The organism is Streptomyces sp. NPDC053542 (assembly GCF_044544685.1).
GTDB lineage: Bacteria > Actinomycetota > Actinomycetes > Streptomycetales > Streptomycetaceae > Streptomyces.
Window position 1 is genome coordinate 127,228 of sequence record NZ_JBITXL010000004.1, and the last position, 25,037, is coordinate 152,264.

Here is a 25,037-nt window from a genome sequence, read left to right on the forward strand (position 1 = left end):
GCCCTAGCCGTTCTTCGCTTCCGTGGTCCGGCCCTGCCGGTTGAGGAAGACCACTCCGCCGCCGTCGTCCTTGGCCGGCACCTTCACGACCTGCTCGGACACGGTCGTGAAGGTCATCTTGTTGCTCTTCGTCGTCGGCCCCTTGCGCACGGCCTGTACCGCCGGCTTGAGCGCGAAGGTGTGGCCGGCGGGCAGCGTCCGGTGCTGGAAGTGGTACGTCGCGAAGAAGGCCAGCGCGCCGCCGTCCTTCGTGCGCAGCGCCATCGCCGGGGCCTTGTACGGCTCGTCCACGGTCTCGGTGTGCTGGCCCGGCCGGTCGGCCGCGGCCTGCCGCTGCGCGCGCCAGCCGTCGGTGTCCGGGCCCGGCGCGAAGGTGCTGCCCTCGCCGGTCTTGAGGTACTTGGCGTACGTCTTGGCCAGCCGGCCCGGGTCGACCGTCAGCCCGGAGTCCTTGGCCGGTACCACCTCGGCGTGGCCGTCCTTGTCGGTGGCGAACTCCGGCACCTCGTCCTCGTCCAGCAGCAGGAGATAGGCGGCCTTCCACTTCTCGCCGATGCCGTTGCGGGTGAAGGCGACGAACCAGTGGCCGTTGTTGCGGTTGCTGACCGTGTCGGCGACGAAGAACTTCGGCCAGCCCGCCTGCTTGGGTATCGCGAACCGCGCGTCGCTCAGCTCCAGGGGCTTGAAGCCCGGGTTGCCGTTCGGGCTGACCTGGCGGCCGCCCTTGGTGATGGCCTCGTCGATGTCGTGCAGCGCGCCGGTCTCATAGGTGGCGTTCACCGCCGGGTCCAACGTCGTGTTGGCCTTGTTGTACCCGGCGACGAACTGCTTCAGGACCTTGCCGGCCTCAGCCTTCGACAGCGCCGGGATCTTCTCCCGTTCGCCGTGCACCGTCATGCACCCGCTCAGCGTCAGCAGTGCCGCGCTCGCGGTCATCATCGCGACGGGCACCCGGAACGGCGACCTGCGTGTCATGGGGCTCGGGCTCCTTCTGGGCAACCGGGGCGGACTCTGCGGCCGCCGGGGTGGCTCGATTCTGCGCCACCCTACCGGGGGCGAAGAAAAGAAGGAGCGTGGGGATCAGGTAGAGGCACCAGACCACGACCTGGACAACTGTCGGATCGGGCTGGAAGTTGAAGACTCCCTTGAGCAGCGTGCCGTACCAGCTGTCCGCGGGGATCTGCTCGCTGATGTCGAACGCCTTGCTGCCCAGGCCCGGGAGGAAGCGGGCCTCCTGGAGGTCGTGGACGCCGTACGCGAGGACGCCGGCGGCGACCACCACGAGCATCCCGCCGGTCCAGGTGAAGAACTTCGCGAGGTTGATCTTCAGCGCGCCGCGGTAGAACAGCCAGCCCAGCAGCACGGCGGTGAGCAGGCCGAGCACCACACCGATGAGCGGCTTGGGCGTACCGTCCGAACTCGCCTGCACGGCGGCCCAGACGAACAGCGCGGTCTCCAGGCCCTCGCGGCCCACCGCGAGGAACGCGGTGAGCACGAGCGCGGCGGTGCCCATGGCGAGCGCCGCGTCCAGCTTGCCGTGCAGCTCGGCCTTGAGGTGCCGCGCGGTGCGCCGCATCCAGAAGACCATCCAGGTCACCAGGCCCACCGCGATGATGGACAGCGTCCCGCCGAGCGCTTCCTGCGCCTCGAACGTCAGGGTCTGCGAGCCGAATTGGAGCACGCAGCCGAAGCCGAGCGCGAGCAGGACGGCGACCGCGATGCCGAGCCAGATGGGCTTCAGCGCGTCGCGGCGGTCGGTCTTGACCAGGTACGCGATGAGGATGCAGACGACGAGGCTGGCTTCGAGCCCCTCGCGCAGGCCGATCAGGTAGTTACCGAACACGTCGGTTCCCTCTCATTTCCGACGAAAGTCAGGCGAACAGCGCCCGGCCCCACCAGTCGTCCTTGTCCCGGACGCCCGGCGGAACCGCGAACACGGCCGAACCCACGTGCTGGATGTACTCGTTGAGCGCGTCATGGCGCGCCAGGTTCTTCTGCAGCGGCACGAAGCCGTCCCGCACGTCCCGCTGGTACGCGAGGAAGAACAGCCCCGCGTCCAGCCGGCCCAGGCCGTCCGTGCCGTCGGTGAAGGAGTAGCCGCGGCGCAGGATGCGGATGCCGTCGTTGGAGTCGGGGTGCGCGAGCCGCACGTGCGCGGTCGGCAGCATCGACTTCAGGTGCGGCGCGTCGAACTCCTTCTGGCGGCCGGCCGGGGCGCCCTCGCCCTTGCTGCGCCCGAAGACGTCCTCCTGCTCCTTGAGCGAGGTGCGGTCCCAGGTCTCGATGTGCATCCGGATGCGGCGCGCGACGAGGTACGAGCCGCCGGCCATCCAGCTCCCGGCCCCCTTCTCGTCCCGCTCCCCCACCCACACATGCTTGTCGAGCGCCGCGGTGTCCGTTCCCGCGATGTTCCGGGTGCCGTCCTTGAAGCCGAACATGTTGCGCGGGGTGTGCGCGTCCGGCGTCGTGGAGGAGGTCTTCCCGAAGCCCAGCTGCGACCAGCGCACGGCGACCTTGCCGAAGCCGATGCGGGCGAGGTTGCGGATCGCGTGCACGGCGACCTGCGGGTCATCGGCGCACGCCTGGACGCACAGGTCGCCGCCGCTGCGGGCCGCCTCCAGGTTGTCGCCGGGGAACTTCGGCAGATCGATCAGTGCCTCGGGCCGCCGGTCCTTGATCCCGAAGCGGTCCTCGCCGTCCTTCTCGAAGAGGGTCGGGCCGATGCCGAAGGTCAGGGTGAGCCGGGAGGGCTTGAGGTCCAGCGCCTCGCCGGTGTCGTCCGGCGGCGCCTCGGCGAGCCCGCCGACCGCGCCCTCGCCGACCGGCCGCCCCGCCGTCATCTTCGCGGCGGCGGCCGTCCACTCCTTGAGCAGATCGATCAGCGCTTGCCGGTCGTCCGTCGTGACGTCGAACGCGGCGAAGTGCAGCCGGTCCTGGACGGCGGTGGCGATGCCGGCCTGGTGCGCGCCGTGGAAGGGGACGGCGCTGCTGGAGCCGGCGGCCGGCGCGGGGTCGTCACCGGCGGTCAGCGCCGCCGCGGTGCCGCCGGCCGCGACCGCGCCGAGCGCGAGCCCGGCACCGCCCCAGCCGATCAGCGCGCGGCGGGAGGGGCTGCGCGGTGCCGCGTCCGGCCCGTCCTCGGCGGTCCGCGCCAGGTCCTCGGATTCAAGTGCCATGGAACCCTCCTACTGAGCGACGGCGGCGGCGAGCTTCGACAGCGGCTCCGCCAGCGCGCTGACGCCGTCCGACAGCGTCTTGCGGTCGCTCTTGGAGACGGTGTCGTACGCGACGAAGCCGTCGCCCTCGCGGTACTCGTCCAGCTGCTTCCCGATGGCCTCGAACTGCCGGTCCAGCTCGCGGACCAGCGCCGGGTCGTTCTTCTTCGCGACCGGCTTCAGCAGCTCGTACGCCTTCTCGGCGCCCTCGACGTTGGCCTGGAAGTCGACCAGGTCGGTGTGGCTGTAGCGCTCTTCCTCACCGGTGACCTTGCCGGTGTAGACCTCGTCCAGCAGCTCCTTGGCGCCGTTGGCCATGCTGGTCGGGGTGATCTCCGCCTTGCCGACCCGCTGCTGCCAGTCCTTCAGGTCCTTGATCAGCTGATCGGCGAGCTTCTTGTCGTCCCCGGAGATCTTCTTCTCCTTCCACAGGGACTGCTCCAGCTTGTGCCAGCCGGTCCACTTCTGACCGTCCTCCAGGCCGTCCTCGCGGACGTCGACCTTGGGGTCGATGTCACCGAAAGACTCCGCGACCGGCTCGGTGCGCTCCCAGCCGATGCGGGACGGCGCGTACGCCTTCTTCGCGGCCTCCAGGTCACCGCTCTTGACGGCCTCGGCGAACTCCTTCGCCTTCGGCAGCGTCTCGTCGGCCTGCTCCTGCACGTACTTGCGGTACTCGGCCACCGCCGCGTCCAGCTTCGGGTCCCGCTTCGCCGCGGCGCCCTTGCCGGTCGCGGTGACCTTCTGCCGGATGCCGTCGCCCTTCATGCCGGGCTTGCAGGCGATCTCGTACGAACCGGCCTTCACCTCGGCGGTGATGGCGGCCCTGGTGCCCGGGCCGATGTTCTCCCGCTCGGTGACGATGCGGTCGCCGGGGGCGTAGACGTACACCTCGGTGACCTTGCTGCCGGTGTTCTCCACCGCGAGCTTCACGTGCCCGGCCGGGAACTCCTTCTTCGACACCTTGCACGCGTCGTCGGAGGCGGTCACCTGCACGGCGCCGGCTTCACCGGCGTCACCCGCCACGTCGCTCTTGGCCGTGCACGAGGCTGCGGTCAGTGCGGCGGCCACGGTGATCGCGGCGGCGGTTGCGGAGCGGAGGGCTCGCATACGGGGGCTCCAGGCTTCTTCGGACGACGACGGCGGGCGGTCCGCCATTAACTAAGGCGGACCTAACTTATCCGAGGCTTACCTGATTCCCTTCCGCCCGTCCAGTGATCCCCCTCTCACTGACTACGAACCCATAACGGACCGCCTAATACCCGGCAATGCCCTGGCAATGCCCCCACCAAGGTAAGACCCGACAACCCTGTTGATCTGTCACCGGTGTTCAATGACGCCATGACGGAACTCCACGTATTGCGGGTGTTCCGCGGCCCGTCCGGCGACGGCGGAAACCCCCTCGGTGTCGTACCGGACGGGGCCGCGTTTCCCGGGCCCGCGGAACGCCAGGAACTCGCCCGTGAACTGGGCTTCAGCGAGACGGTGTTCATCGACGACGCGGGCCGCGGCGCGGTCGACATCTACACGCCGACCCTGCGGCTGCCGTTCGCCGGGCACCCGCTGGTCGGCACGGCCTGGCTGCTGCGCCACCTCGGGGAGCCCGTGGACGTGCTGCGACCGCCGGCCGGCGAGGTGCCCGTGCGGCACGACGGGGCGTTCAGTTGGGTACGGGGGCGCGCAGAGTGGGCGACGGGCCGCACTCCGCACCAGTACGCCTCCGTCGCAGAGGTGGACGCCCTGCCCGCGCCGCCGCCGGGCGAGGGCTGGCTGTACGCGTGGGCGTGGGAGGACGAGACGGCAGGGCGGGTACGGGCGCGGGGCTTCCCGCGCCGCGACGACAACATCGCCGAGGACGAGGCGACAGGGGCCGCCGCCATGGGGCTCACGCACGCGCTGGGGCGGGCGCTGGACATCCGGCAGGGGCGCGGCTCGCAGATCCTCACGCGGCCGCTCCCCGGGGGCTGGATCGACCTCGGGGGGCGGGTCGCGACGAGCGGGGTACGGCAGCTGGGTTAGGGCGCTTCCTGCCCCGGCTCAGGCGCTCAGGGGGCTGCGGCCGCCCTCGCCGAACTCCGCGCTCAGCTCGTGGAAGACCTCGATGTTCAGCGCGTACGCACGCTTGCACTCCTCGACCATCCGCTGCTTCTCCAGGTCGTCGACCGGCACCGCGTCCAGCAGCGCGCGGTACTCGCGCTTGAAGGCGGCGGGGTTGCCGATGTCCTCGAAGACGTAGAAGCGGACGCCGTCGCCCTTGCGCGCGAAACCCCATGTCTTCTCGGCCGTGCCGCGGACGATCTGGCCGCCGGAGAGGTCGCCGAGGTAACGGGTGTAGTGGTGGGCGACGTACCCCGCCGGCCAGTCGCGGGCGCACTCGGCGATCCGTGCCACGTACGTCTCCGTGGCGGGCAGCGGCCGGATCGCCCCGCGCCATCCCGCCCCGGCCAGGTGCGCGAGGTCGCGCTCCAGCTCGGGGGTGCGGGCCAGCTCGGGCCGGAGGAAGGGGCCGGCGACCGGGTCGGCGGCAAGGGTGCCTGCGGCACCCTCCAGGGCGCGGTACACGAACCAGAGCTGCTCGGTGTAGCGGCGGTAGGCCGCGACACCGAGGCGGCCGCCGAGCATGTCATTCATGAAGGAGGAACCCTGCACCTCCGTGTGCGCTTCACGGGTCGCCGTACGGACCAGGGCGGAGAACGGCGTGGGGAGGGCGGGAGCGTGCGCGTCCAAGGCGGGCCTCCAGGGACCGAGCGGTAGCGGCCGGGAACCGATTGTGGCAACTTAGGCTTACCTAAGTCAATCAGTTCCCGACAGCCTGTCGGCAAAAGCCTACCCGCGCACCCGGACCGGGAAGCGCTCGGCGAAGCGTTCAGGGAAGCGTGAGGATCTCCGCGCCGGTCTCCGTGACGACGAGGGTGTGCTCGAACTGCGCGGTGCGCTTGCGGTCCTTCGTCACCACCGTCCAGCCGTCCTCCCACATGTCGTACTCGTACGTGCCCAGCGTCAGCATCGGCTCGATCGTGAAGGTCATGCCGGGCTTGATCTCGGTCGTGTGGTGCGGGCTGTCGTAGTGCGGCACGATCAGGCCGGAGTGGAAGGACGTGTTCACGCCGTGGCCGGTGAAGTCGCGGACGACGCCGTAGCCGAAGCGCTTGGCATAGGACTCGATGACCCGGCCGATGATGTTGATCTGCCGGCCCGGCTTCACGGCCTTGATCGCGCGGTTCAGCGACTCGCGGGTCCGCTCGACCAGGAGCTTGGACTCCTCGTCGACGTTGCCGCAGAGGTAGGTGGCGTTGTTGTCACCGTGCACGCCGTGGATGAACGCGGTGACGTCGAGGTTCACGATGTCGCCGTCCTGCAGGACGGTGGAGTCCGGGATCCCGTGGCAGATGACCTCGTTGACCGAGGAACACAGCGACTTGGGGAAACCGCGGTAGCCGAGCGTGGAAGGGTAGGCGCCGTGGTCGCACATGTACTCGTGCGCGACGCGGTCCAGCTCATCGGTGGTCACGCCCGGCTCGATGAGCTTGGCCGCCTCCTCCATCGCCTGGGCCGCGATCCGGCCCGCGATGCGCATCCGCTCGATGGTGTCGGCGTCCTGCACCTCGGGGCCCGTGTACGGGGTCGGCGCGTCCTTGCCGACGTACTCGGGGCGCGGGATGGAGGCGGGGACGGGGCGCTGCGGGGAGATGGTCCCCGGGACAAGGAGAGACTGGCCAGACATGCCAGCGAGTGTATCCGCGAGCCATCGGGCAGGATGGCGTCAGGCAAGGGTACCGAGGCGGAGGAGGCCGGGATGGCACTGTTCAAACGGGGTACGGCGGGGAAGCCCGGCGAGTGGTACTACTGCCTCAAGCACGCCAAGGTCGAGGAGGGCCCGGAGTGCCGGGCGGCGGACCGGATGGGGCCGTACGGCACCCGCGAGGAGGCCGCGCACGCCATGGAGACCGCCCGTGAGCGGAACGTGGAGTGGGAGAACGACTCCCGCTGGACCGACAAGGGGAGCAGCGGCTCCTAGGGGGCTTCCGACGGACCCGCCGGGGGCCGGGCCGCGGTCGCCCGCGCCAAGTACGTCGCCAGCCGCGCCCGCGGCACCGGCTCGCCGCCCCGGCGCGGGTGCACCGCGTTCGTGAGCAGCACGAAGAACGTGTCCGTACGGGGATCGAGCACCAGGCTCGTGCCCGTGAAGCCGGTGTGCCCCGCGGCGCCGCGCTCCGCCAGCTCGCCCATGAAGCCGGGCTGCGCGACGCGGAAGCCCAGGCCGGGCGGCGCGAGCATCAGCGCGACCGTCTCCGGGCGCAGTACCGGCCCGCCGCCTGTGAGCAGCGCCCGGCACAGCACCGCGAGGTCCTGTGCCGTGGCGAAGAGCCCCGCCTGCCCGGCGACGCCGCCCAGCGCGTAGGCGTTCTCGTCGTGCACTTCGCCGCGGACCACGCCGCCCGTGCAGGACGGCCGCCGCGCCTTGAGCAGTACCTCGGCCTCGGTGGCGGCCACCCCGGCCGGGGCCAGCGGCCCGTACGAGGTGCTGAGCATGCCGAGCGGGCCGGTGATGCCGTCCCGGACGAGGACGTCGAGCCGCTCGCCCTCGACCGTCTCCAGCAGCCGCTGGAGGGCGATGAAGCCCAGGTCGGAGTAGCAGAAGGGGCCCGGCACGGCGGCCGCCGCGGCGGCCCACAGGGGCCCGAGCCGGTCGCTCCCCGGCCCGGCGGCCCCGTCGTACAGCGGCAGCTCGGCGGCCAGCCCCGAGGTGTGGGTGAGCAGATGGCGAATCGTTACGGCGGGCGCGAAGTCCGGCAGGTGGCGGGCCACCGCATCATCCAGCCCGAGCGTCCCGCGCTCCACCCGCTGCAGCACCGCGATCGCCGTGAACAGCTTCGACAGCGACGCCAGGTCGAAGACCGTGCCGGCGCGCACCGGCTCCCAGCGCTCCCGTGCCAGCGGCACCCCGCGCCCCCGGCCCACGTCGTAGGAACCGTACCGCAGCGCCCACCCCGCGGCCTCCTCGACCGCGACGACCGGCCCGCGCCCCGCCACCGCCACGACACCGGCGCAGCAGGGTGTCGGCCCTTCGGGCAGCGCGCGGATCTCCGCGACGAGCCGCCGGGTCCATGCCGGATCGAGCCCCGCCTGGGCGGGGGTGCCGTGGCGCAGTGGTGCGGGTGCGTTCAGAGCCGGTTCCCTTCGCCGGTCGTGCCGTCCTCCGTGGACTCCTCCCTACGCTGCCACGGACGGCACAGTCCCAGGAAGCACGCGAGCGCCAGAAGTGCACAGGAACCTTGTACGACGGCCATCGGCACGGCCGTCCGCTCGCCCGCGATGCCCACCAGCGGCGAGGCCACGGCGCCCATCAGGAACGTGGAGGTGCCCAGCAGGGCCGAGGCGGAGCCCGCCGCGTGCGAGGTGCGCAGCAGCGCCTGGGTGTTGGTGGTGGGCATGACCAGGCCCATCGAGGCCATCAGGACGAACAGCCCGGCGGCCATCGGCGCGAGCCCGACGGGGCCGAAGACACCGGTGGACATCAGCAGCAGCGCGGCGGCCGCGAGCGTGATCAGGCCCAGCCCGATCGCCAGCACCTTGTCCAGCGAGACCCGGCCGACCAGCACCTTTCCGTTGAGCTGGCCCAGCAGGACCAGCCCGATGGAGTTGACGCCGAAGAGCAGGCTGTACGTCTGCGCCGAGGCGCCGTAGATCTCCTGGACCACGAACGGGGAGGCGCTGATGTACGCGAAGAGCGCGGCGAAGGCGAAGGCGCTGACGAGCAGGTACCCGGCGAAGACCCGGTCGGTGATCAGCCCGCGCATGGTGTGCAGCGCGGCGCCGAGGCCGCCCGCGTGCCGGCGCTCCGGCGGCAGCGTCTCGTGCAGCTTCCGCCAGACGACGAGGGTGAGCAGCACGCCGATCACGGTGAGCACGACGAAGACGCCGCGCCAGTCGGTGATGCGCAGGATCTGCCCGCCGATCAGCGGGGCGACCACCGGCGCGACGCCGGAGATCAGCATCAGGGTGGAGAAGAAGCGGGCCATCGCCACGCCGTCGTACATGTCGCGGACCACGGCCCGGGCGATGACGATGCCGGCCGCGCCCGCGAGGCCCTGGACGAGCCGCGCCGCGATCAGAAACTCGGCGTTGGCGGCGACCGCGCACAGCGCGGTCGCCAGTACGTAGATCACCATCCCGATGAGGAGCGGGCGGCGGCGTCCCCACTTGTCGCTCATCGGCCCGACGACCATCTGCCCGAGGGCCATGCCGGCGAGGCAGGTGGTGAGGGTCAGCTGGACGGTGGCGGCGGGGCTGTGCAGGGACCGGGTGACCGCCGGCAGGGCCGGCAGGTACATGTCCATGGAGAGCGGCGGGACAGCGGTCAGGCCGCCCAGGATGAGGGTGACGAGGAGGCTCGTGCGGCGGGCCGCGGGGGTCGGCGCGGGGCCGGCGGCCGTGCTGGGTATTCGGGGACAGGGGCGGCTCTGATGGCTCTCGGCCGTGGCGGGGCCGGGGTCCGACATGAGTGTCTCCATGATTTGTAGATGTACGCACCATGGTGTCATGTCCTGACGGACCCCGGCCTGTTTTTGACCCCCGGGCGGCCGGATCAGGCGGGCTTCAGACCCGGGTCGCCCGCCTCGGACACGAAGGACGCGGCGGTGGCGACCGGCGCGCCCTGCGTGGTCACCGCGGACACGGTCCGGTAGTCCGCGCGCGCCTTCTCCTGGTCCAGCTCGACCGTCACATAGCCGCGGCGGCCGTTGTAGAACTTCATGTGCGGGTTGGCCGCCATGTACGCGTCCCAGTTGGCGGGCTTGTCGGCGCCGTCCTTGCCACTGGCGATGGAGGTGGTCACGAACTCCACGCCCTGCGTACGCGACCCGGGATCCCCGAAATCCTTCTTGATGTCGAAGGCATAGTGCACATGCACATCGCCCGTGAGAACCACGAGGTTCTCCACACCCGCCGCCTCGGCCCCGGCCAGCACCCGCTCCCGGGAGGCGCTGTAGCCGTCCCAGGAGTCCATGCTCACCTTGTAGTCCGCGGCGGTCGTGGAGCGCCGCTCGGAGAACGTGACCTGCTGCGGCACGACGTTCCACAGCGCGTTCGAGCCGCGCCAGCCGTCGGTCAGCCAGCGCTCCTGCGTGGCGCCGGTCAGCGTCCGGGCCGGGTCGGTGGACTCGGGGCCGGGGGCGTGCCAGCCGTCGCCGTACGCCTGGTCGGAGCGGTACTGGCGGGTGTCGAGGATGTCGAACTGGGCGAGCGTGCCGTACTGCACCCGGCGGTAGAGCTGCATGTCGGAGCCGCTGGGCTGCTGCGGGCGGCGCAGCGGCTGGTTCTCCCAGTACGCGCGGTACCCGGCGGCGCGGCGGGCCAGGAACTCGGCCGGCGGCAGGTTGTTCTCGCTGATGTCCGACGCGTAGTTGTTCTCCACCTCGTGGTCGTCCCAGGTGACGACGAAGGGGTGGGCCGCGTGGGCGGCCTGGAGGTCCGGGTCGGACTTGTACAGCGCGTACCGCAGCCGGTAGTCCTCCAGCGTGACCGTCTCCTTGTTGAAGAGCGCGGGCAGCGTGCGGTCGGTGTAGTTGCGGGCGCCGCCGACCGCATTCACCGGGTACTCGTACAGGTAGTCCCCGAGATGGAAGACGACGTCCAGGTCCTCCTCCGCCAGGTGCCGGTAGGCGGTGAAGTAACCGTCGTGGTACGCCTGGCAGGAGACGGCCCCCAGGCGCAGGCTCTGAAGGCGCGTGCCGCGGGCGGGCGCGGTGCGGGTACGGCCGACCGGGCTGATCCACTCCCCGGCACGGAACCGGTAGTAGTACACCCGGTCCGGCCCGAGCCCGGTCGCCTCGATATGTATCGAGTGATTGAACTCCGGATGCGCCTCGGCCTTGCCCTGCCCGGCAATACGGGCGAACTTCTCGTCGTGCGCGATCTCCCAGCGCACCGCGACGCGCGCGTCGGGCATCCCGTTGCCCGGCTCGTACGGGCGGGGCGCCAGCCGCGTCCACAGCACGACCGAGCCCGGCAGCGGATCGCCGGAGGCGACACCGAGCGTGAAAGGGTTCTCGGAAAGGGTCTTCCCGTCCACCTCGGCAGCGTAGGCCGCGCCGGTGCCCGGCAGATTGGTCGCGAAGGCGAGCGTCGCGGCGGCCCCGGCGACGGTGAGGAAGCGGCGGCGCCCGAGGTGCTCGGCGGCGGCCCGCAACTGCTGATCCTGCTGGGAATGCTGAGTCATCTGCCCCTGCCCTGGCTGGAGTGGATCCGGGAGATCCGGCGTCTCCAGCGATTGCAGAGGCACGGGGCGGCGACGTGCTGTCGGATGTACTACGCAACGATGACGGCGGGATGAGGACTGAGCCCGCAACGGGCACTGCGGGGCAAAGCCGCACCGTTCGGCCTCGGGCGGGGCGCCACGTGTGAGGTGACTTACGCTGCCGCCATGAGTGACATGAACAATCCGAAGGTGGCCGTGGTGACGGGCGCCGGCTCCGGGATCGGCCGCGCGGTCGCGCTGGAGCTGGCCGGCGCGGGCTGGTCGGTGGCGCTGGCGGGGCGGCGCGCGGAGGCCCTGGAAGAGACGGCGGCGCTGGCGGGGCAGGGCGCGGAGGGTGCGGAGGCCCCGAAGGAGACGGCCGCCCTGGCCGCCAACGGTGCGGAGCTGCTCACCGTCCCCACCGATGTCACCGACCCCGCCGACGTCGCGGCGCTCTTCTCCGCCGTACGCGACCGCTTCGGCCGGGTCGACCTGCTCTTCAACAACGCCGGTACGTTCGGCGCGCCGGGGCCGCTGGAGGACCTCGCTTACGAGGACTGGCGCACGGTCGTCGACGTCAACCTCAACGGCGCGTTCCTCTGCGCCCAGGCGGCCTTCCGGGCGATGAAGGACCAGTCGCCGCAGGGCGGCCGCATCATCAACAACGGCTCGATCTCCGCGCACGTACCGCGCCCGCACTCCATCGCGTACACCGCGACCAAGCACGCCATGACCGGCCTCACCAAGTCCCTCTCCCTGGACGGCCGTCCGTACAACATCGCCTGCGGCCAGATCGACATCGGCAACGCGGCGACGGAGATGACGGGCCGCATGCAGACCGGCATCCTCCAGGCCAACGGCGAGCTGGCGGTGGAACCGGTGATGGACGCGGCGGACGTCGCCCGCACGGTCCTCCACATGGCCGCCCTTCCCCTGGAGGCAAACATCCAGTTCGCGACGGTCATGGCTACGGCTATGCCGTACATCGGGCGGGGCTGAGGGGGCCGGGGCGAGGCCGGGTGCCGGGGCGAGGCTGAGGGAAAGTCGGGGCGGGCGCGGCGGGGACTCCCTCCCCCCTCCCCCCTCTCCCTCGTGACGGGCGATCACACTCCCGTCACATCCCCACCACACTCCGCCCCGACCTCCTCCACCACCCTCCACCAGCGCTTTCGCACCCCATCCCAGATCGCCACCACCCTCGGTACGATCCCGCGCATGCCTCCCCACAACGACCTGGATGACCAGGGCATCGCGCTCCTCATGGAGTCCGGCACGCCACGGGAGCGCCGCGCGGTACTGCGCCGCCGGCGCCACCGCCCGTCGAGCCCCCGCGACGCCCGCCTCACCCAGCTCGTCGTCTCCCTGCTCTTCCTGGCCGGCGGCATCGGCGCCCTCATCGAACACGTCGACGCACACACCTCGGCCCGCACGGTCGCCGCGTACCTGGCCCTGATCGCCCTGTGCGCCGTCTCCGCCGAACTCAGCCGCCGCGGCCGCACCCGCATCAGCTTCTGGCTCCTCTGCACCGGCATGATCGCCCTCGGCCTCACCACCCCCTTCCTCCTCTGAAGCCACCCCCACCCCACACTTTTCGTGCAGTTGTAGAGACGGCTTTGTGCAGAAGCTCGGGCGAGCATGTGCCGAAACGCGACACCGAGGGTCCGCCCCACGCAAGGAAATCTTTCCGATGGCCCCTCCGCCCAGAAGCATCCAGAGCAGGGGCACGAGCGTAAGCACGCGAACCAAGAGCAGAATGCCCGGTGGCGACGACCGGGCCAAAGGCCAACAGGTCGTCGCCACCGGGCACGGGTTGCTACGCGGCGCTGTACTCGCGATCCCGGCGGGACATTCGTGTACCGCCCCACGTGCCGAGGGCCACGAACAGCGCTGCCAGGCCGGCGATTGCGGCTCCGTAGGAGGCCGGCTTCCAGGAGGCGGTCACCGGGTTGGCCGCGCCCTCGGGGTCGTAGCGGACGCGCAGGGTGTCGCCCCGCTTGACGCCGGTGGCGCAGCCGTCGCCCTCCTTGAGGTCGAGCGGGATCGCCTGGCCGTTCGGCTGCTGCAAGGTGCACCGGTTGGTCTTGCCCTGCTTTACCGACACGACCTTGGCCTCGGTCACGCGGCCGCGGTCCTGCAGCGCGGTGTCCTGCCCCGCGAAGAGGGAGAGAACGCCCAGTCCTGCGGCCGCAACGACCATCGGCAGGAGCTGCCACGTTCCCCGCTTGTTCCGGGGCATGCGCCGCAGCACGAAGAACGGTGTCAGCACGGAGGCGAGCGGCAGGAGGATCACCCCCAGCACGAAGCCCGTGCCCCTGAGCCACGGGCTCAGCGGGGCCGCGGGCCCCCACCACGGGAGCCCGGCGATCCCGGCCGCGCACACGAGGTAGAACAACAGCCATCGCAGCAATGCCGATCGGCCTTCACCGGATTGTTTCTCGGCAGTCCCCCGCGCGCCTACGGCGAACTCGCCTTCTTCCCGAGCCATTTACTGATCCCACTTCCGGATTGCCGCAGTCCTGCCGGACTCGTTCTTCTTGCCGTCAGTCAACGACGATGTCGCTCGGATCGACCACCTTCAGGGTGCGGGCGAATGCGTCGAACTCGTCGATGTTCGCGGACATCCAGCCGATGTCGTCGCTGATGGTGCGCATGGACAGGTCGATGCCGTACGAGTCGACGCGCCATCCGTAGTTGACCGACATGCAGAGGGCTTCGCCGCCCTTCGGCACGAAGTGGCGGATGGAGCGCAGCCCCTTGCCGAGGTTGTCGGTGGTGAAATCCACGATCTGGGGGTCCTGCGCGGCGCCGGGCTCGTTGCGCTGCACCAGCGTGTCCAGTACCTGTTCCACCGGCCCTTCCGACGGGGTCCCGTAGAAGAAGAACGGCAGGAGGTCCTTGCGGAGGTCCGGAGCGTACGCGAACAGGTGCTGCATGGGGATCTTCTGCGGGAACTGCTCGGAGAAAGCCTCGAGCACGCGCGCGAGCTCCTTCTCCTGCGACTTGTCACGAGAGCCCCCGTCCGAGAGGAGGGCACAGTGCAACTCCGCGCTCTTCTTCGCCCACTTCCGCCGCTGCCGGTCGGCGCCCCTCCCCTCGAGGATGGGGACGGCAATCCACCCGTCCGCCGGGTCTTCGGTGAAGTCGAGTGCGTACGGAAGGCTCATGCTGCGCTCCAGCGGAAGGTGGTCATGACGGCGTCGAAGAGTTCGGTGAGGATCTCAAGGAATTCCTGCGGAGTACCTTCGGGCGTGAGGGTGGTGAACGAGACGATGAGCCACTCGCTCACCTCCCCGGGATCCGGCACCGGCACGACGTAATTGATCTGCCGGCTCGGTACCGAGTCCTCCTTCTTCGGGTTGGCGGGGACGGACCGCTGGCAGCGAACGCCGGGCACTTCGTCCAGCTCGATGTCCTCCGACGGCCCGAAGTCCTTGGTCAGGTGCCTCATGATCTCGGCCGGCGAGGTCTGCGCGGCGAGGCCCGGGGAGACCTTGGAGACCAGGAAGGAGGCGGGCGCGAGGAATCCGTGGATCGGCTCCACGGGGAGGTAGATGTCGACGCCGTTGCGGCGCCTGGCGTCGGCGACCGCCCGGTTGAGCCGGTTGTGCAGCTCGAGCCGGACCTCCGTCACCTTGTCCTTGGGGGTCGCCGGATCCACGAATTTGACGGAGTGATCCACGATCCCCTTGATCGCGTCCTGCGTCTCGGACTTCGATCTCAAGGGGATGCGGTCCCACCCCGGCGGCATCAGGATGGTGTAGCCGCCAACCGCCATTTTTGGGGTTTCCACGGTGCTAATTCCTCGCGTTCAAAGGGAGCCGGTTACCAGGCCGACGAGGCAGGTACCTTCCAGGTGTTGCCCTTGAAATCGTTGTAGGCGTCCCAGCTGGGCTTCTGCCAGCCGCCCGTCGCGTCGCCGACGGCATTCAGCGTGTCGTTGTCGCCGAGCGCCTTGTCACCGACGTCCGCGGCGAAACCGGTCCACTGCATGCCGACCGCGCCGGCGTATGCCGCGTGTCCACCGTTGACGGTCGCCTGGGACACGGCACCCGGGTGCGCGGCGGCATTCGACTTGATCCCCTGGAGGATGCCGATCGCTTCGTCGTCACCCTGGTTCAGGATCTTGCCCAGCTTCCCGATGTCGGCGGTGTCGCCCGCGACCTTTCCGGCGTCCCTGGAGATGAGCTTCCGCAGGGTGTTCATCTCCGACCTGATGGCTGCCTTCGAGGCGTCGTCCGTGGCATTTGCGAGTGCGCGGGAGAGCTGATTGCGCATGCCCTTGGTGGCGGAAAGCCCTTCCTTCAGACGTGCGACGCGGCTCGTGGTGGCCGCGGTACGCGCGGTGGCACCCGCTGCCTTCAAGCCCTTGACCGCGAGCCCACCGGCAGCGAACGTGACCAGACCGATGCAGTCGAACGCCACGTCCATCCAGGACGCCTTTCCGGCGGCCACCAGCATTGTTCGCCCGGCGACCACCGCGAGGCCGATCGCGAGGCCCGCCCAGACCAGGAGATTCACCCCGGGAATGAACATCGCCACAATGGCGAGTGCCGTTCCGATCCAGCCGAGGATGTCGAGGAACAGCTTGAATCCATCGGCATGCTCGGCCACCCAGCCGACGGCGTCGTCCCAGAGGCTGTCCTCGATGTCGTCATCGAGCGCGTCCTCGATTTCACCGGCGATTTTGTTGCCGAGTCGCAGGTAGTGGCTCACCGCATCCGCCATGCGGGTTTTGGCCTCGTCTACCTTGTCCTCGTCCTTCTCGTCGACCTTGGCCTGGCTGAGCGCCTTGCGGGTCTCCTCCTGCGCGTATTCCAGTTCCTTGGCCCACTCGCGCAGGTGACCGCTCACCTTGGTGTATCTGCCTTCGACCTTGCTGAGCTTGTCCGCGAGGTCGCCGGCGCCCTCCCTGAGCTTGTCTGCGTACTTGCCCTTGAGGTTCTGGTTGTGCCCGGCCTGGCGGAGCAGTCGCGCCTGATCCTTGATAGTCGCGGCGATGTTCTCGAGACGCCGCGCCTCCTCGCGGATGTCGTAGGGGTCGCCGGGGGTCGGGTCCCCGTCGGAGATGGGACTCCAGTCGACTGGTCGGTTGCCCATGTGTCTCTCGCCCCTACTCGCTGTCGATCTTCTCGAAGCCCCGGATGACCTTCTTCACGTGGTCTTCCGTGCCCTTCATCTGCTCCATGAGCTCTTTGCGGTGGTCGTCCCAGTTATCGGAGAACTCCTCCATCGCGCTGATGATGCGCGTATGGCCGTACGCCTCCGACATCGCCCCCTGGTTCGCTCCGCAGTTGTTGAACTCCTTGCTGAGCTTGCTGAAGTGGCTCTTCATCGTGTTGAGCTCGTCGTAGTCGACTATCAGGTCGCCGTCGCTCAATTCCTCCGACCTCCCCGTTGTTCGATCCTGTAGGAAACCACCTGCCGGTCCGCGCACTCGCGGGCCGGCAGGCGGAAAACTCTCAAAAGTTCTTAGCCCACCGGCACAGTCACCGTGAACGCCTCCCCGTTGCCCAGGTGCAGCAGGCCCTTGCCCGGGGTCACCGGGCCGCCCACCGTGCTGCGGCTCAGGCGGACGCCGATCAGTTCGCCGCTCGAGGTGTCCTGCGGGGACAGCAGCAGGCCGCGCTTGGACTTCTTCAGGTCGACCTGCCAGCCGCTGAAGCCCGAGCAGACGTCGTCCTCGTCGCCGGCGATGACGATGCCGATGCCGCGGTCCGCGCCGGTCGAGATCAGCCTCTTGAACTCGTCCTCGGCGTCGCAGTCCTCGAGGAGCTCGCCGTCGTCGATCAGGATGACGATCGGGCTCTGTACGGACGCCGTCGACACGGCCTCCTGGAGCTCGTCCGCCTCGATGTCGCTGCCCGTGAAGACCGCCACGACGCCCTGAAGGCCCTTCAGTTCGCGCAGCGGCGAGGTCCGCGGGGCGCAGACGACGAGGCGGGCGCCGCGGCCCACGTACGTACGCGCCAGGTTCATCAGCACCGTCGAGCGGCCCGACTTCGCCGGGCCCGCGATCACGAAGGCCGGGATGCCCTGTGCCAGGTCCGGGCCGAAGGCCATCAGGTCGTCGCCGCCGACGCCCACCAGGCCCCACATCAGCGAGGCGGACGCCACTGGGTCGATGTGCTGCCACGCCTGGTCGAAGCTGATGCGGCTGGGCAGCGAGTCCACCCGGAACGGCCGCAGGGCCCGCGGCACCGCCGCGTCCCGGCGGGTCGCCCCGTCACCGATGGCCGCCAGGGCCGCGTTCTGCCCCTGACCGGTGGAGTCCTCGCTCAGCAGCGCGAACTGGATCTCGGTACCCGTCTCGTTGCGGAACGCACGGCCCGGCGGGATCTCGTCCGGCACCTTGCGGCTGTTGATGCCCAGCATCGAGAAGTCGGTACGGTCCGCGAGGCGCAGACCGATCTTGTCCTCCGTCAGCGAGGCGATCCGGCCGGTCAGCAGCTGCCTGTCACCGGTGATCACCAGGTGGACGCCGACGCTCGCGCCCTCGCGCATCAGGGTCAGCAGCTCGTCGGTCAGCTCACCGTGCTCCAGCTCGCCCAGCGAGGACATCCAGCCCTCCCAGCGGTCGAGCAGCAGCACGATGTGCGGCAGCCGCCGGTCCTCCGGCGTGGCGGCACGCTGCTCGCCGATGTCCGCGAAGCCGGACTCCGCGAGGAGCTCCTGCCGCCTGCTCGTCTCCGCCGACAGCCGGCGGATCAGACGGACGGCCCGCTCGCTCTGGTTGCGGCCCACCACGGCGCCGCAGTGCGGCAGCTTGGTCAGCGCGTTCAGCGCGCCGTTGCCGCAGTCGATGCCGTACAGGTGGACGTCGGCGCAGGAGAGGGTGCGGGCCAGCGAGCCCGCGATCGTCCGCAGCGCCTGGGAGCGGCCGCTGCGCGGCGCGCCCGCGATGAGCAGGTGGCCAAAGGTCGCGAAGTCGACCGCGACCGCGCGCCGGGCCTGGCTCGACGGCAGGTCCTCGATGCCGTACGGCGCCGGGGGCAGCGCGCCCATGCCCTGCACGGGCGGCAGGTCCTCGGGCAGCAGGGTCTCCGCGAGAGCCGGCAGCCACGGGCTGTGCGGCTGCGCGATCTGCAGGTGCGCGTTGGCCTCGCGGACGGCGTCGACCAGCACCTTCAGGTCGGTGATCTCCTCTTCCTCGCTCTTGGCGGCCGCGGGCTTCGCCAGCGCCGGGCGGCCCAGGTCCGTCCAGTCCAGCTCCCCGGTCCACGGGGCGATGGCCATCGGGTCCACGGTGCCGGGGCGGCGGCCGCCGACGCGGCCGGACTGGAACGGGATGAGCGAGGCCGCACCGGTACGCACGTAGGCGCGACCGGGGTTGTTCTTGGAGATGTTGCCGGCCTCGGGCGAGTCGATGACGTCCGTCGACTCGCCGCCGTCGGTGACCCGCAGGGCGATACGGAGGTTGGTGTTGGCCCGGATCTCCGGCGAGACCACGCCGGACGGCCGCTGGGTGGCCAGCATCAGGTGGATGCCGAGGGAACGGCCTCGCTGGGCGATGTTGACCAGACCGGTGACGAAGTCCGGCAGGTCGCGGACCATGGACGCGAACTCGTCGATGACCAGCAGCAGCCGGGGCAGCGGCGCCATCCCGGGGTTGCGGCGCACCAGGTCCTGGTAGTCCTCGATGTCCTTCGCCCCGACCTGCGCCAGGATGTGCTCGCGGCGGTGCAGTTCGGCGCCGAGCGACTCCAGGGCGCGCTCGACGAGGTGGGCGTCCAGGTCGGTGACCATGCCGACGGTGTGCGGCAGGTGGACACAGTCCTTGAACGCGCTGCCGCCCTTGTAGTCGACGAGCACGAAGGTCATGTTCTCCGGCGTGTTCGCCACCGCCAGCGCGGCGACGATCGTCTGCAGCAGTTCCGACTTACCGGAACCCGTCGTACCCGCGATGAGGCCGTGCGGGCCGTCCTTGCGGATGTCGATGCCGAACGGTCCGTCGTACGACTCACCGACCATCGCCAGCGTGGACTGCCCGCCGGTCTGCCAGCGGGCGACCACCGCGCCGGCCGTCGGCGGCTCCAGCCCGAGGACGTCGAGGAGCCGGCTGGAGTCCGGCAGCGCGCTGTCCGTCGCCTCGCCGCTGATGTCGCGCAGCGGCGAGAGCGCCCGGGCCACGCGGGCGCACCAGGCCGGCGAGACGAAGTCGGGCCGTACGCCCAGGATCTTGGCCGCGCCCTCCTGCTGCACGCGCAGCCGCAGCACGTTGGGGTCGTACTGCTCCACGGCCGCCGGCGCCGCCGGTGCGGGGGCGCCGCTCTGGTTGTCGAGGGAGAGCATCACGGCGGCGGTGTTGGTCAGCGCCGGGTTCTCGGGCGCGGACGACTTCTTCCGCTTCTTCTTCCGGCGCGACCGGCCGGCCTCGGCCGCCTTCTTCCGCTGCTCCTCCTCGTGGGCCCGCTGCAGTACCTGGAGGGCGTCGCTCGCGCCGCCGCCGACCTGCCGCTCGTGCCGGGCGTGCCGGGCATTGCGGGGCTCCGCGATCACGATGCCCTTGCACTCGCCCGGCAGGAAGCGCTCCTCGGCGTCCAGGCAGATCGCGTACATCGATACGGCCGGGCCTTCCTGCAGCAGCCGTACGACGCCGGGCATCGAGCGCAGCCGGCGCGAGCCGTCCCAGACGACGACGATGTCGGGGTCGGCGAAGCCCGCCTGGTTGTTGTTCTCCTTGGCGGCCTTCTGCCGGGCCTCCAGGATCTGGGTGAGTTCGCCGATACGGGCGCCGACGGTCTCGGTGTCGTTGCCGATGAGGACGTTGGCGTCCTGCGCGGTCGGACGGGCGTGCGGCAGCCAGCGGACCCAGTCCCAGCCGGCCTGCGCGTTCGCGTCGGTGAGTACGTAGAACTGCACGTCCAGCGGGCTGTGCAGGGCGGCCGCCTGGGTCACGGCCCATCGCGCCAGGCTGCGCGCGGTGTCGCCGGGACCGGCGAAGCCGATCACGCCGAGCTGGCCCAGGTGCAGGGCGACGGGGGTGTCGGGGATGTCCCAGGTGACCTGGCGGCGGTGGTCGTCCTGCTCGGGGTCGTCGAGGACGACGGCGGAGGGCAGCCGGCCGGTGCCCACCCGCAGCAGCAGGTGGTCGGCGTCGTAGCGGCGGCGCTCCCACAGCCGGGTGCGGGGGCCGGTGGCGTTGGCCCAGATGGTGCCGGGGTCCGGGTGGTCGAGGTTGCGGTCGCCGCGCTCCAGGACCAGCGCCTCCTGCGCGTCGCGCTCGATGCGGGCCTTGTGCTCCTCGTACTCCTCGACCTGCTTGGCGTGCGACTTGCGGCCGTGCTTCTTGTCCCAGAAGTAGTTGCCGAGCATGATCAGCGGGCTGAAGACCGCCATGACCAGGTACGTCGCGCGCCCCATCACCATCGCCATGGTCACGGCCATGACGAGCGGGGACAGTGCCATCAGCCACGGCAGCGGCCGGGCCTCGTGCTCCTTCGGAGGCGAGGGCAGGCGGAACTTGGTGGTGCGCTCCGGGGGGCGCAGCCGCGGCGGTCTGTTGTAGTCGAGCGCGGAGCCGTCGTCGGACCACTTCAGGGCCGCGTCCGGGGGCGTGTAACCCGCCACGTCGAGCAGGGTGTTGCCGAGGGAGAGCTGGCAGCCGACCGGCAGCTGCTGTCCTTCGAACGGCTTGCCGTCGACGAGCAGCTGTCCGGGCTTGGACTCCTGGCCCTCGGGTGCCGCGCCCGGCAGGCCGGGCTGTCCGCCCGGCTGCTGTCCCGGCGCCTCGACGCCCTGCCCGCCGCCGTGCACGGCCAGGCGGAGGTCGTCGGCGGAGACCACGTAGAGCGTCAGCGCGCGCTGGGGCATCTCCGGGTCGTTGATGAACAGTTGGCAGTTCTGGCCGGAGCCGATGTCGTACCGGCCGATGCCGAGCCGGTACACGGCGCCGGCGTCGGGCCCGCCGGCCACCCGGACCTCGATGACACCGGCCTGCTCGCCGGGCAGCGTCCCGGAGGGGTCGTCCAGGCTCACCACCGCGCCGTCGCGCAGCGGAGAGCTGGTGACGGTGTGGGCGGGGTCCACGTGGTAGTTGTCGACGTAGAGCGCGGGACCCGGCTGCCCGGGCGCCACCCCGCCCCGTACCCGGGCCGCCAACTCCCGGGCGATGGCGTCGATGCGGGTCTCGGGGTCGGCATCGAGGACGAGGTCTTTGCTGGCGTGCGTATAGGGGTCGACGACGGTCAGCTTCAAACGCACTTAGCTCCTCCTCGAAATGCCTTCTAGGAGAGAGAGAATATCGTCCCGGGAGCTCGGTCGTGCACCTGCGGCATACCTCAACAATGTCCCGTTTTTAGGGGAGTTATTGGACGCCGTGACGGCGCTTATGTGCGCCTGTGACGGTGAGCGACTAAGGTGCCCAACGGCGTGTGCCTCGTAACCGGTGCGCGCCACGCGTATGCCGGGAGGGGGACCTCGCGGTCGTCAAACGGAGGGAATGGGGAGCGTCATGGCTAAAGACCTTGATGTCACATATGAGGACATGCGGGCCGCCGCGAAGAAGATGAACCGCGAGAAGGAGCGCATCGAGGAGAAGCTCCACGACCTGAAGACCTACATCGACGGTCTGCTCGAGAACGGCTTCGTCACCCGGCAGGCGTCGAAGAAGTTCGGTCACGACTTCGAGGAGTTCAAGCAGGGCATGTCGAAGACCAACGAGGGTCTCGACGGTCTGGCGCAGTACCTGGAGAAGGCTGCGGACTCCTTCGAGAACCTCGACACCGAGCTCGGCAAGTAAGTCGGCATCAGCCGCGGTTGAGCTCACCTGCGCACAGCGCACGGGGGTGTGGGCGGTGTTGGCCCGGATTGGCCGACACTGCCCTCACCCCTTTTTTGCTTTCTGCGGCATGGTGTGAGGAACGCAATACTCGGCCGGACCGTCACGTCGCCCGCCCGGAATTTCTTCATTTCCTCTCCATTTTCTTTACATCTCGGAGAAGGGCGTGCCTCGCCGAGGCGCGGCACCGGCCGCGGATAACGGAGAAGAGCGGCGCCCGGCCGCTGGTAACGGGGAAGAGCGGCACCGGCCGCTGGTAACGGGGAAGAGAAGAAAGGCGGACGAGTCGGCCTGTACGCCGGGTTCTGTCTCCCGGGGCCCTTGCGGGCCGCGGGGAGGCGGCCATCCATCTAGGGCTGCCGTTGCCGGCAGCCTCGTGCGGTCCACCCGCGGACTCGGGCGGGCAGCCCTCGATCATCCGCGCAGGGCCGTCAGCCGACGGCCCCTCTTGACCTTGCTCCAGGTGGGGTTTACCTAGCCCTCCGAGTCACCTCGGAGGCTGGTGGTCTCTTACACCACCGTTTCACCCTTACCGGCGCCTCGCGGCCCCGGCGGTCTGCTTTCTGTGGCACTGTCCCGCGGGTCACCCCGGGTGGGCGTTACCCACCACCCTGCCCTGTGGAGCCCGGACGTTCCTCGGGGAGGTCCGAAGACCCCCACGCGACCGCCCGGCCGGCTCGTCCGCCGTACCGGCCATGCTACCTGGCCGCCGGAACGAAACGGACCGGGTCCCGGCCCGGCTCCGCGGCCGTGAGGCGGACCCGGAGGGGGTGGCCGAGCGGAAGCGGCGGGCCGTCCGGGTCCGCGTCGACGCGGCCGACGACGGCCGGTTCGCAGAGGTGGACCGTGCCCTGCTGCGGCCGGTCCTCCCGGAGGTCCACGACGTACGCGTCGAAGAGCTCGCCCACCCGGTCCCGCAGCACCGCCGCCTCCACCAGGTCGACGGACTCCCGCTCCGCCTGGTGCGCGCGCCGCCCGCCCGCCGCCATCTCCTCGGGCAGCGCGGGCAGCGCCGCGCGTACCCACTCCGGTACCGGCTCCCCCGCCGCCGCGGCCAGGCACACCTCGGAGACGTACCGGTCCACCAGGCGGCGGATCGGCGCGGTGGCGTGCGTGTAGGGCGCGGCGACCGCGGCGTGCAGCGCGTCCCCGGGGGCGGGCGCCTCACCGTCGAAGACGGTGTACCCCGCGCCGCGCAACAGCGCCGTGCACTCCTGGAGGAACGCGGCGTGCGTGGTGCGCCGCGGATCCAGACCGCGGATCAGCTGCGCGTACGAGGTGTGGTGCGGCCAGTCGATGCCCAGCGCGCGGGCGCAGCGGTGCAGGCGGCCGACCGCGCCGTCCGGAGCGGCGGGGAGGGTGCGCAGGGTGCCGGTACCGCAGTCGAGCATCAGGTCGGCCGCGGCCATGCCGGTGAGCAGGGAGAGCTGCGCGTTCCAGCCGTCGGCGGGGAGCGGCGCCCGGTACGCGAGGCGGTAGCGGCCGTCCTCGACGACGATCTCCTGCTCGGGTACGTCCAGCGAGATCCCGCCGCGGGCCCGCTCGCGCTCCTCCCGCAGCAGCCCGATGTCGCGCAGCAGGGACAGCGGCTCCTCGGCGGTGCCGGAGTCGATCGTGCGCTGTACGCCGTCGTAGTCGAGCCGGGCCCGGGAGCGGACGACGGCCCGCCGCACGTCCGCCGCGACCAGCGCACCGTACTCGTCGAGGTCCAGCTGCCACAGGACGGCCGGGCGGTCCTGGTCGGGCAGGAGGCTGGCGGCGCCCTCGCCGAGTACGGGCGGGTGCAGCGGCACCCGGTCGTCGGGGAAGTACAGCGTCAGCACGCGCCGGTGCGCCTCGGCGTCCAGCGCGCCGCCGGGCGCGACGAACGCGGCGACGTCGGCGATGGCGTAGTACACGCGGAAGCCGCCGGGCGCGCGGCGCGCGAGGTACATCGCCTGGTCCAGGTCGGCCGCACCGGGCGGGTCGATCGTGAACAGCGGCAGGTCGGTGGCGTCCTCGGCCGGCATACGGGGACCGCGCGCGGCGCGCGCCGCCTCCTCCCGCACCTCGGCCGGGAAGTCCGCCGGGACCTCCATGCGCGTCCGCAGCTCCCGCAGCGCACCGCGCAGCAGGGCCTCGTCCTTGTCGGTCACTCGCATCGGGCGACGGGGCATGGTTCGAGGTTAGAGCGGCGGGGCGGGGCGGGCCCGGTGAGCGCCCGTCCCGCCCTGGGCCGTGGCGCAGCCCTTGTGGTCAGCTCTTGGCCCTCGTACGCAGCGCTCAGCCCCTGTACGCAGCTCTTGGTCCTCGTACGCAGCGCTCAGCCCCTGTACGCGGCCTCCAGGCGGGCGATGTCGATCTTCTTCATCTCCATCATGGCCCGCATGACCCGCTGCGCGCCCTCGCCGTCGGGCCCGCCGAGCAGCTCGGGGAGCGCCCGCGGCACGATCTGCCAGGACAGGCCGTACTTGTCCTTGAGCCAGCCGCACTGGCTCTCCTCGCCGCCCTCGGTCAGCCGGGCCCAGAGCTCGTCGACCTCCTCCTGCGTCGCGCAGTCGACCGAGAGCGAGACCGCCTCGGAGAAGGTGAAGGCCGGGCCGCCGTTGAGCGCGAGCAGCTCCTGGCCCGCGATCTCGAAGCGGATGACCATGACCGAGCCCTCGGGGCCCGGGCCGCTCTCTCCGTACCGCTGCATGTCCAGGATGCTGCCGCCGCCGAAGACGGACCCGAAGACGGAGAGGTAGTGGTTCACCGCCTCCTCGGCCTGGTCGTCGAACCACAGACACGTCGTGATCTTCTGCATGGTGCGCTCTCCCGGTTCAGG

22 protein-coding genes and 1 other RNA gene are annotated in these 25,037 nt (G+C 70.6%); 5 read left to right on the forward strand and 18 right to left on the reverse strand.

The annotated features are described in order from the left end of the window. Window positions 1-3: 3 nt before the first annotated feature. From ACIGXO_RS12265 to efeO, 4 genes are read right to left on the reverse strand one after another with little or no spacing between them, the layout of a single operon-like run. Window positions 4-897 (reverse strand): hypothetical protein, encoded by an 894-nt coding sequence (locus ACIGXO_RS12265; RefSeq protein ID WP_399784203.1) that lies wholly within the window; start codon window positions 895-897, stop codon window positions 4-6. Beyond that, on the reverse strand, window positions 848-1,843 hold the full coding sequence (gene efeU, locus ACIGXO_RS12270) for an iron uptake transporter permease EfeU (RefSeq protein WP_399784206.1): 996 nt from the start codon (window positions 1,841-1,843) through the stop codon (window positions 848-850). Before efeU ends, ACIGXO_RS12265 begins: the two co-directional genes overlap by 50 nt. A gap of 28 nt (window positions 1,844-1,871) precedes the next feature. Next, a complete protein-coding gene (efeB, locus tag ACIGXO_RS12275) occupies window positions 1,872-3,176 on the reverse strand; it encodes an iron uptake transporter deferrochelatase/peroxidase subunit (RefSeq protein ID WP_399784209.1) in 1,305 nt (434 codons plus the stop codon). A 9-nt stretch (window positions 3,177-3,185) separates the two neighbouring features. Beyond that, the gene (gene efeO, locus ACIGXO_RS12280; protein ID WP_399784212.1) at window positions 3,186-4,325 is read right to left on the reverse strand and encodes an iron uptake system protein EfeO; all 1,140 of its coding nucleotides are present in this window, start codon (window positions 4,323-4,325) and stop codon (window positions 3,186-3,188) included. A gap of 231 nt (window positions 4,326-4,556) precedes the next feature. On the opposite strand from efeO, the gene ACIGXO_RS12285 reads away from it, so the two are divergent. Next, window positions 4,557-5,234 (forward strand): PhzF family phenazine biosynthesis protein, encoded by a 678-nt coding sequence (locus ACIGXO_RS12285; RefSeq protein ID WP_399784216.1) that lies wholly within the window; start codon window positions 4,557-4,559, stop codon window positions 5,232-5,234. Window positions 5,235-5,252: 18 nt separating this feature from the next. On the opposite strand, the gene ACIGXO_RS12290 is transcribed toward ACIGXO_RS12285, so the two are convergent. Together ACIGXO_RS12290 and map are read right to left on the reverse strand one after the other, a co-directional pair. Continuing rightward, entirely contained in the window at window positions 5,253-5,942 is a 690-nt protein-coding gene (locus tag ACIGXO_RS12290; protein ID WP_399784219.1) for a heme oxygenase (biliverdin-producing), read from the reverse strand. A 139-nt stretch (window positions 5,943-6,081) separates the two neighbouring features. Next, complete coding sequence (gene map / locus ACIGXO_RS12295) at window positions 6,082-6,939, reverse strand: type I methionyl aminopeptidase (protein ID WP_399784222.1); 858 nt, start codon at window positions 6,937-6,939, stop codon at window positions 6,082-6,084. 72 nt (window positions 6,940-7,011) lie between these two features. Here map and ACIGXO_RS12300 point away from each other — a divergent pair, with 72 nt between their 5' ends. After that, entirely contained in the window at window positions 7,012-7,233 is a 222-nt protein-coding gene (locus ACIGXO_RS12300; RefSeq protein WP_399784225.1) for a hypothetical protein, read from the forward strand. On the opposite strand, the gene ACIGXO_RS12305 is transcribed toward ACIGXO_RS12300, so the two are convergent. From ACIGXO_RS12305 to ACIGXO_RS12315, 3 genes are all read right to left on the reverse strand, one after another. After that, window positions 7,230-8,366, reverse strand: coding sequence for a serine hydrolase domain-containing protein (locus ACIGXO_RS12305; RefSeq protein WP_399785623.1), 1,137 nt, complete (start codon window positions 8,364-8,366; stop codon window positions 7,230-7,232). The two genes, ACIGXO_RS12300 and ACIGXO_RS12305, sit on opposite strands and share 4 nt — an antisense overlap. 14 nt (window positions 8,367-8,380) lie before the next feature. Further along, window positions 8,381-9,718 (reverse strand): multidrug effflux MFS transporter, encoded by a 1,338-nt coding sequence (locus ACIGXO_RS12310; RefSeq protein ID WP_399784228.1) that lies wholly within the window; start codon window positions 9,716-9,718, stop codon window positions 8,381-8,383. A gap of 86 nt (window positions 9,719-9,804) precedes the next feature. Beyond that, on the reverse strand, window positions 9,805-11,436 hold the full coding sequence (locus ACIGXO_RS12315) for an alkaline phosphatase D family protein (protein ID WP_399784231.1): 1,632 nt from the start codon (window positions 11,434-11,436) through the stop codon (window positions 9,805-9,807). 204 nt (window positions 11,437-11,640) lie between these two features. Here ACIGXO_RS12315 and ACIGXO_RS12320 point away from each other — a divergent pair, with 204 nt between their 5' ends. Together ACIGXO_RS12320 and ACIGXO_RS12325 are read left to right on the forward strand one after the other, a co-directional pair. Continuing rightward, complete coding sequence (locus ACIGXO_RS12320) at window positions 11,641-12,453, forward strand: SDR family oxidoreductase (protein ID WP_399784234.1); 813 nt, start codon at window positions 11,641-11,643, stop codon at window positions 12,451-12,453. A 216-nt stretch (window positions 12,454-12,669) separates the two neighbouring features. Next, complete coding sequence (locus tag ACIGXO_RS12325; RefSeq protein ID WP_399784237.1) at window positions 12,670-13,023, forward strand: hypothetical protein; 354 nt, start codon at window positions 12,670-12,672, stop codon at window positions 13,021-13,023. Window positions 13,024-13,267: 244 nt separating this feature from the next. Here the strand turns inward: ACIGXO_RS12325 and ACIGXO_RS12330 are convergent, their stop codons facing one another. The 6 genes from ACIGXO_RS12330 to ACIGXO_RS12355 form a co-directional block, all read right to left on the reverse strand. Then, window positions 13,268-13,861 carry a hypothetical protein gene (locus ACIGXO_RS12330; protein ID WP_399784240.1) on the reverse strand — a complete coding sequence of 198 codons (594 nt, stop codon included), beginning with the start codon at window positions 13,859-13,861 and terminating at the stop codon, window positions 13,268-13,270. Window positions 13,862-13,994: 133 nt separating this feature from the next. After that, a complete protein-coding gene (locus ACIGXO_RS12335; RefSeq protein WP_399784243.1) occupies window positions 13,995-14,618 on the reverse strand; it encodes a hypothetical protein in 624 nt (207 codons plus the stop codon). After that, complete coding sequence (locus ACIGXO_RS12340; protein WP_399784245.1) at window positions 14,615-15,229, reverse strand: hypothetical protein; 615 nt, start codon at window positions 15,227-15,229, stop codon at window positions 14,615-14,617. Before ACIGXO_RS12340 ends, ACIGXO_RS12335 begins: the two co-directional genes overlap by 4 nt. Before the next feature lie 47 nt (window positions 15,230-15,276). Further along, complete coding sequence (locus ACIGXO_RS12345) at window positions 15,277-16,551, reverse strand: hypothetical protein (protein WP_399784248.1); 1,275 nt, start codon at window positions 16,549-16,551, stop codon at window positions 15,277-15,279. A 13-nt stretch (window positions 16,552-16,564) separates the two neighbouring features. After that, a complete protein-coding gene (locus ACIGXO_RS12350) occupies window positions 16,565-16,831 on the reverse strand; it encodes a hypothetical protein (protein ID WP_399784251.1) in 267 nt (88 codons plus the stop codon). 92 nt (window positions 16,832-16,923) lie between these two features. After that, complete coding sequence (locus tag ACIGXO_RS12355) at window positions 16,924-21,654, reverse strand: FtsK/SpoIIIE domain-containing protein (protein WP_399784254.1); 4,731 nt, start codon at window positions 21,652-21,654, stop codon at window positions 16,924-16,926. Window positions 21,655-21,904: 250 nt separating this feature from the next. On the opposite strand from ACIGXO_RS12355, the gene ACIGXO_RS12360 reads away from it, so the two are divergent. After that, window positions 21,905-22,192, forward strand: coding sequence for a WXG100 family type VII secretion target (locus ACIGXO_RS12360; RefSeq protein WP_399784257.1), 288 nt, complete (start codon window positions 21,905-21,907; stop codon window positions 22,190-22,192). A gap of 317 nt (window positions 22,193-22,509) precedes the next feature. Here the strand turns inward: ACIGXO_RS12360 and rnpB are convergent. From rnpB to ACIGXO_RS12375, 3 genes are all read right to left on the reverse strand, one after another. Further along, window positions 22,510-22,911, reverse strand: an RNA gene (gene rnpB, locus ACIGXO_RS12365) — RNase P RNA component class A. Window positions 22,912-22,929: 18 nt separating this feature from the next. Continuing rightward, window positions 22,930-24,387: an RNB domain-containing ribonuclease gene (locus ACIGXO_RS12370; RefSeq protein WP_399784260.1), complete on the reverse strand. Its 1,458-nt coding sequence runs from the start codon at window positions 24,385-24,387 to the stop codon at window positions 22,930-22,932. Between the two features lie 146 nt (window positions 24,388-24,533). Next, window positions 24,534-25,016, reverse strand: coding sequence for a VOC family protein (locus tag ACIGXO_RS12375; RefSeq protein WP_399784263.1), 483 nt, complete (start codon window positions 25,014-25,016; stop codon window positions 24,534-24,536). Between the last annotated feature and the right edge of the window lie 21 nt (window positions 25,017-25,037).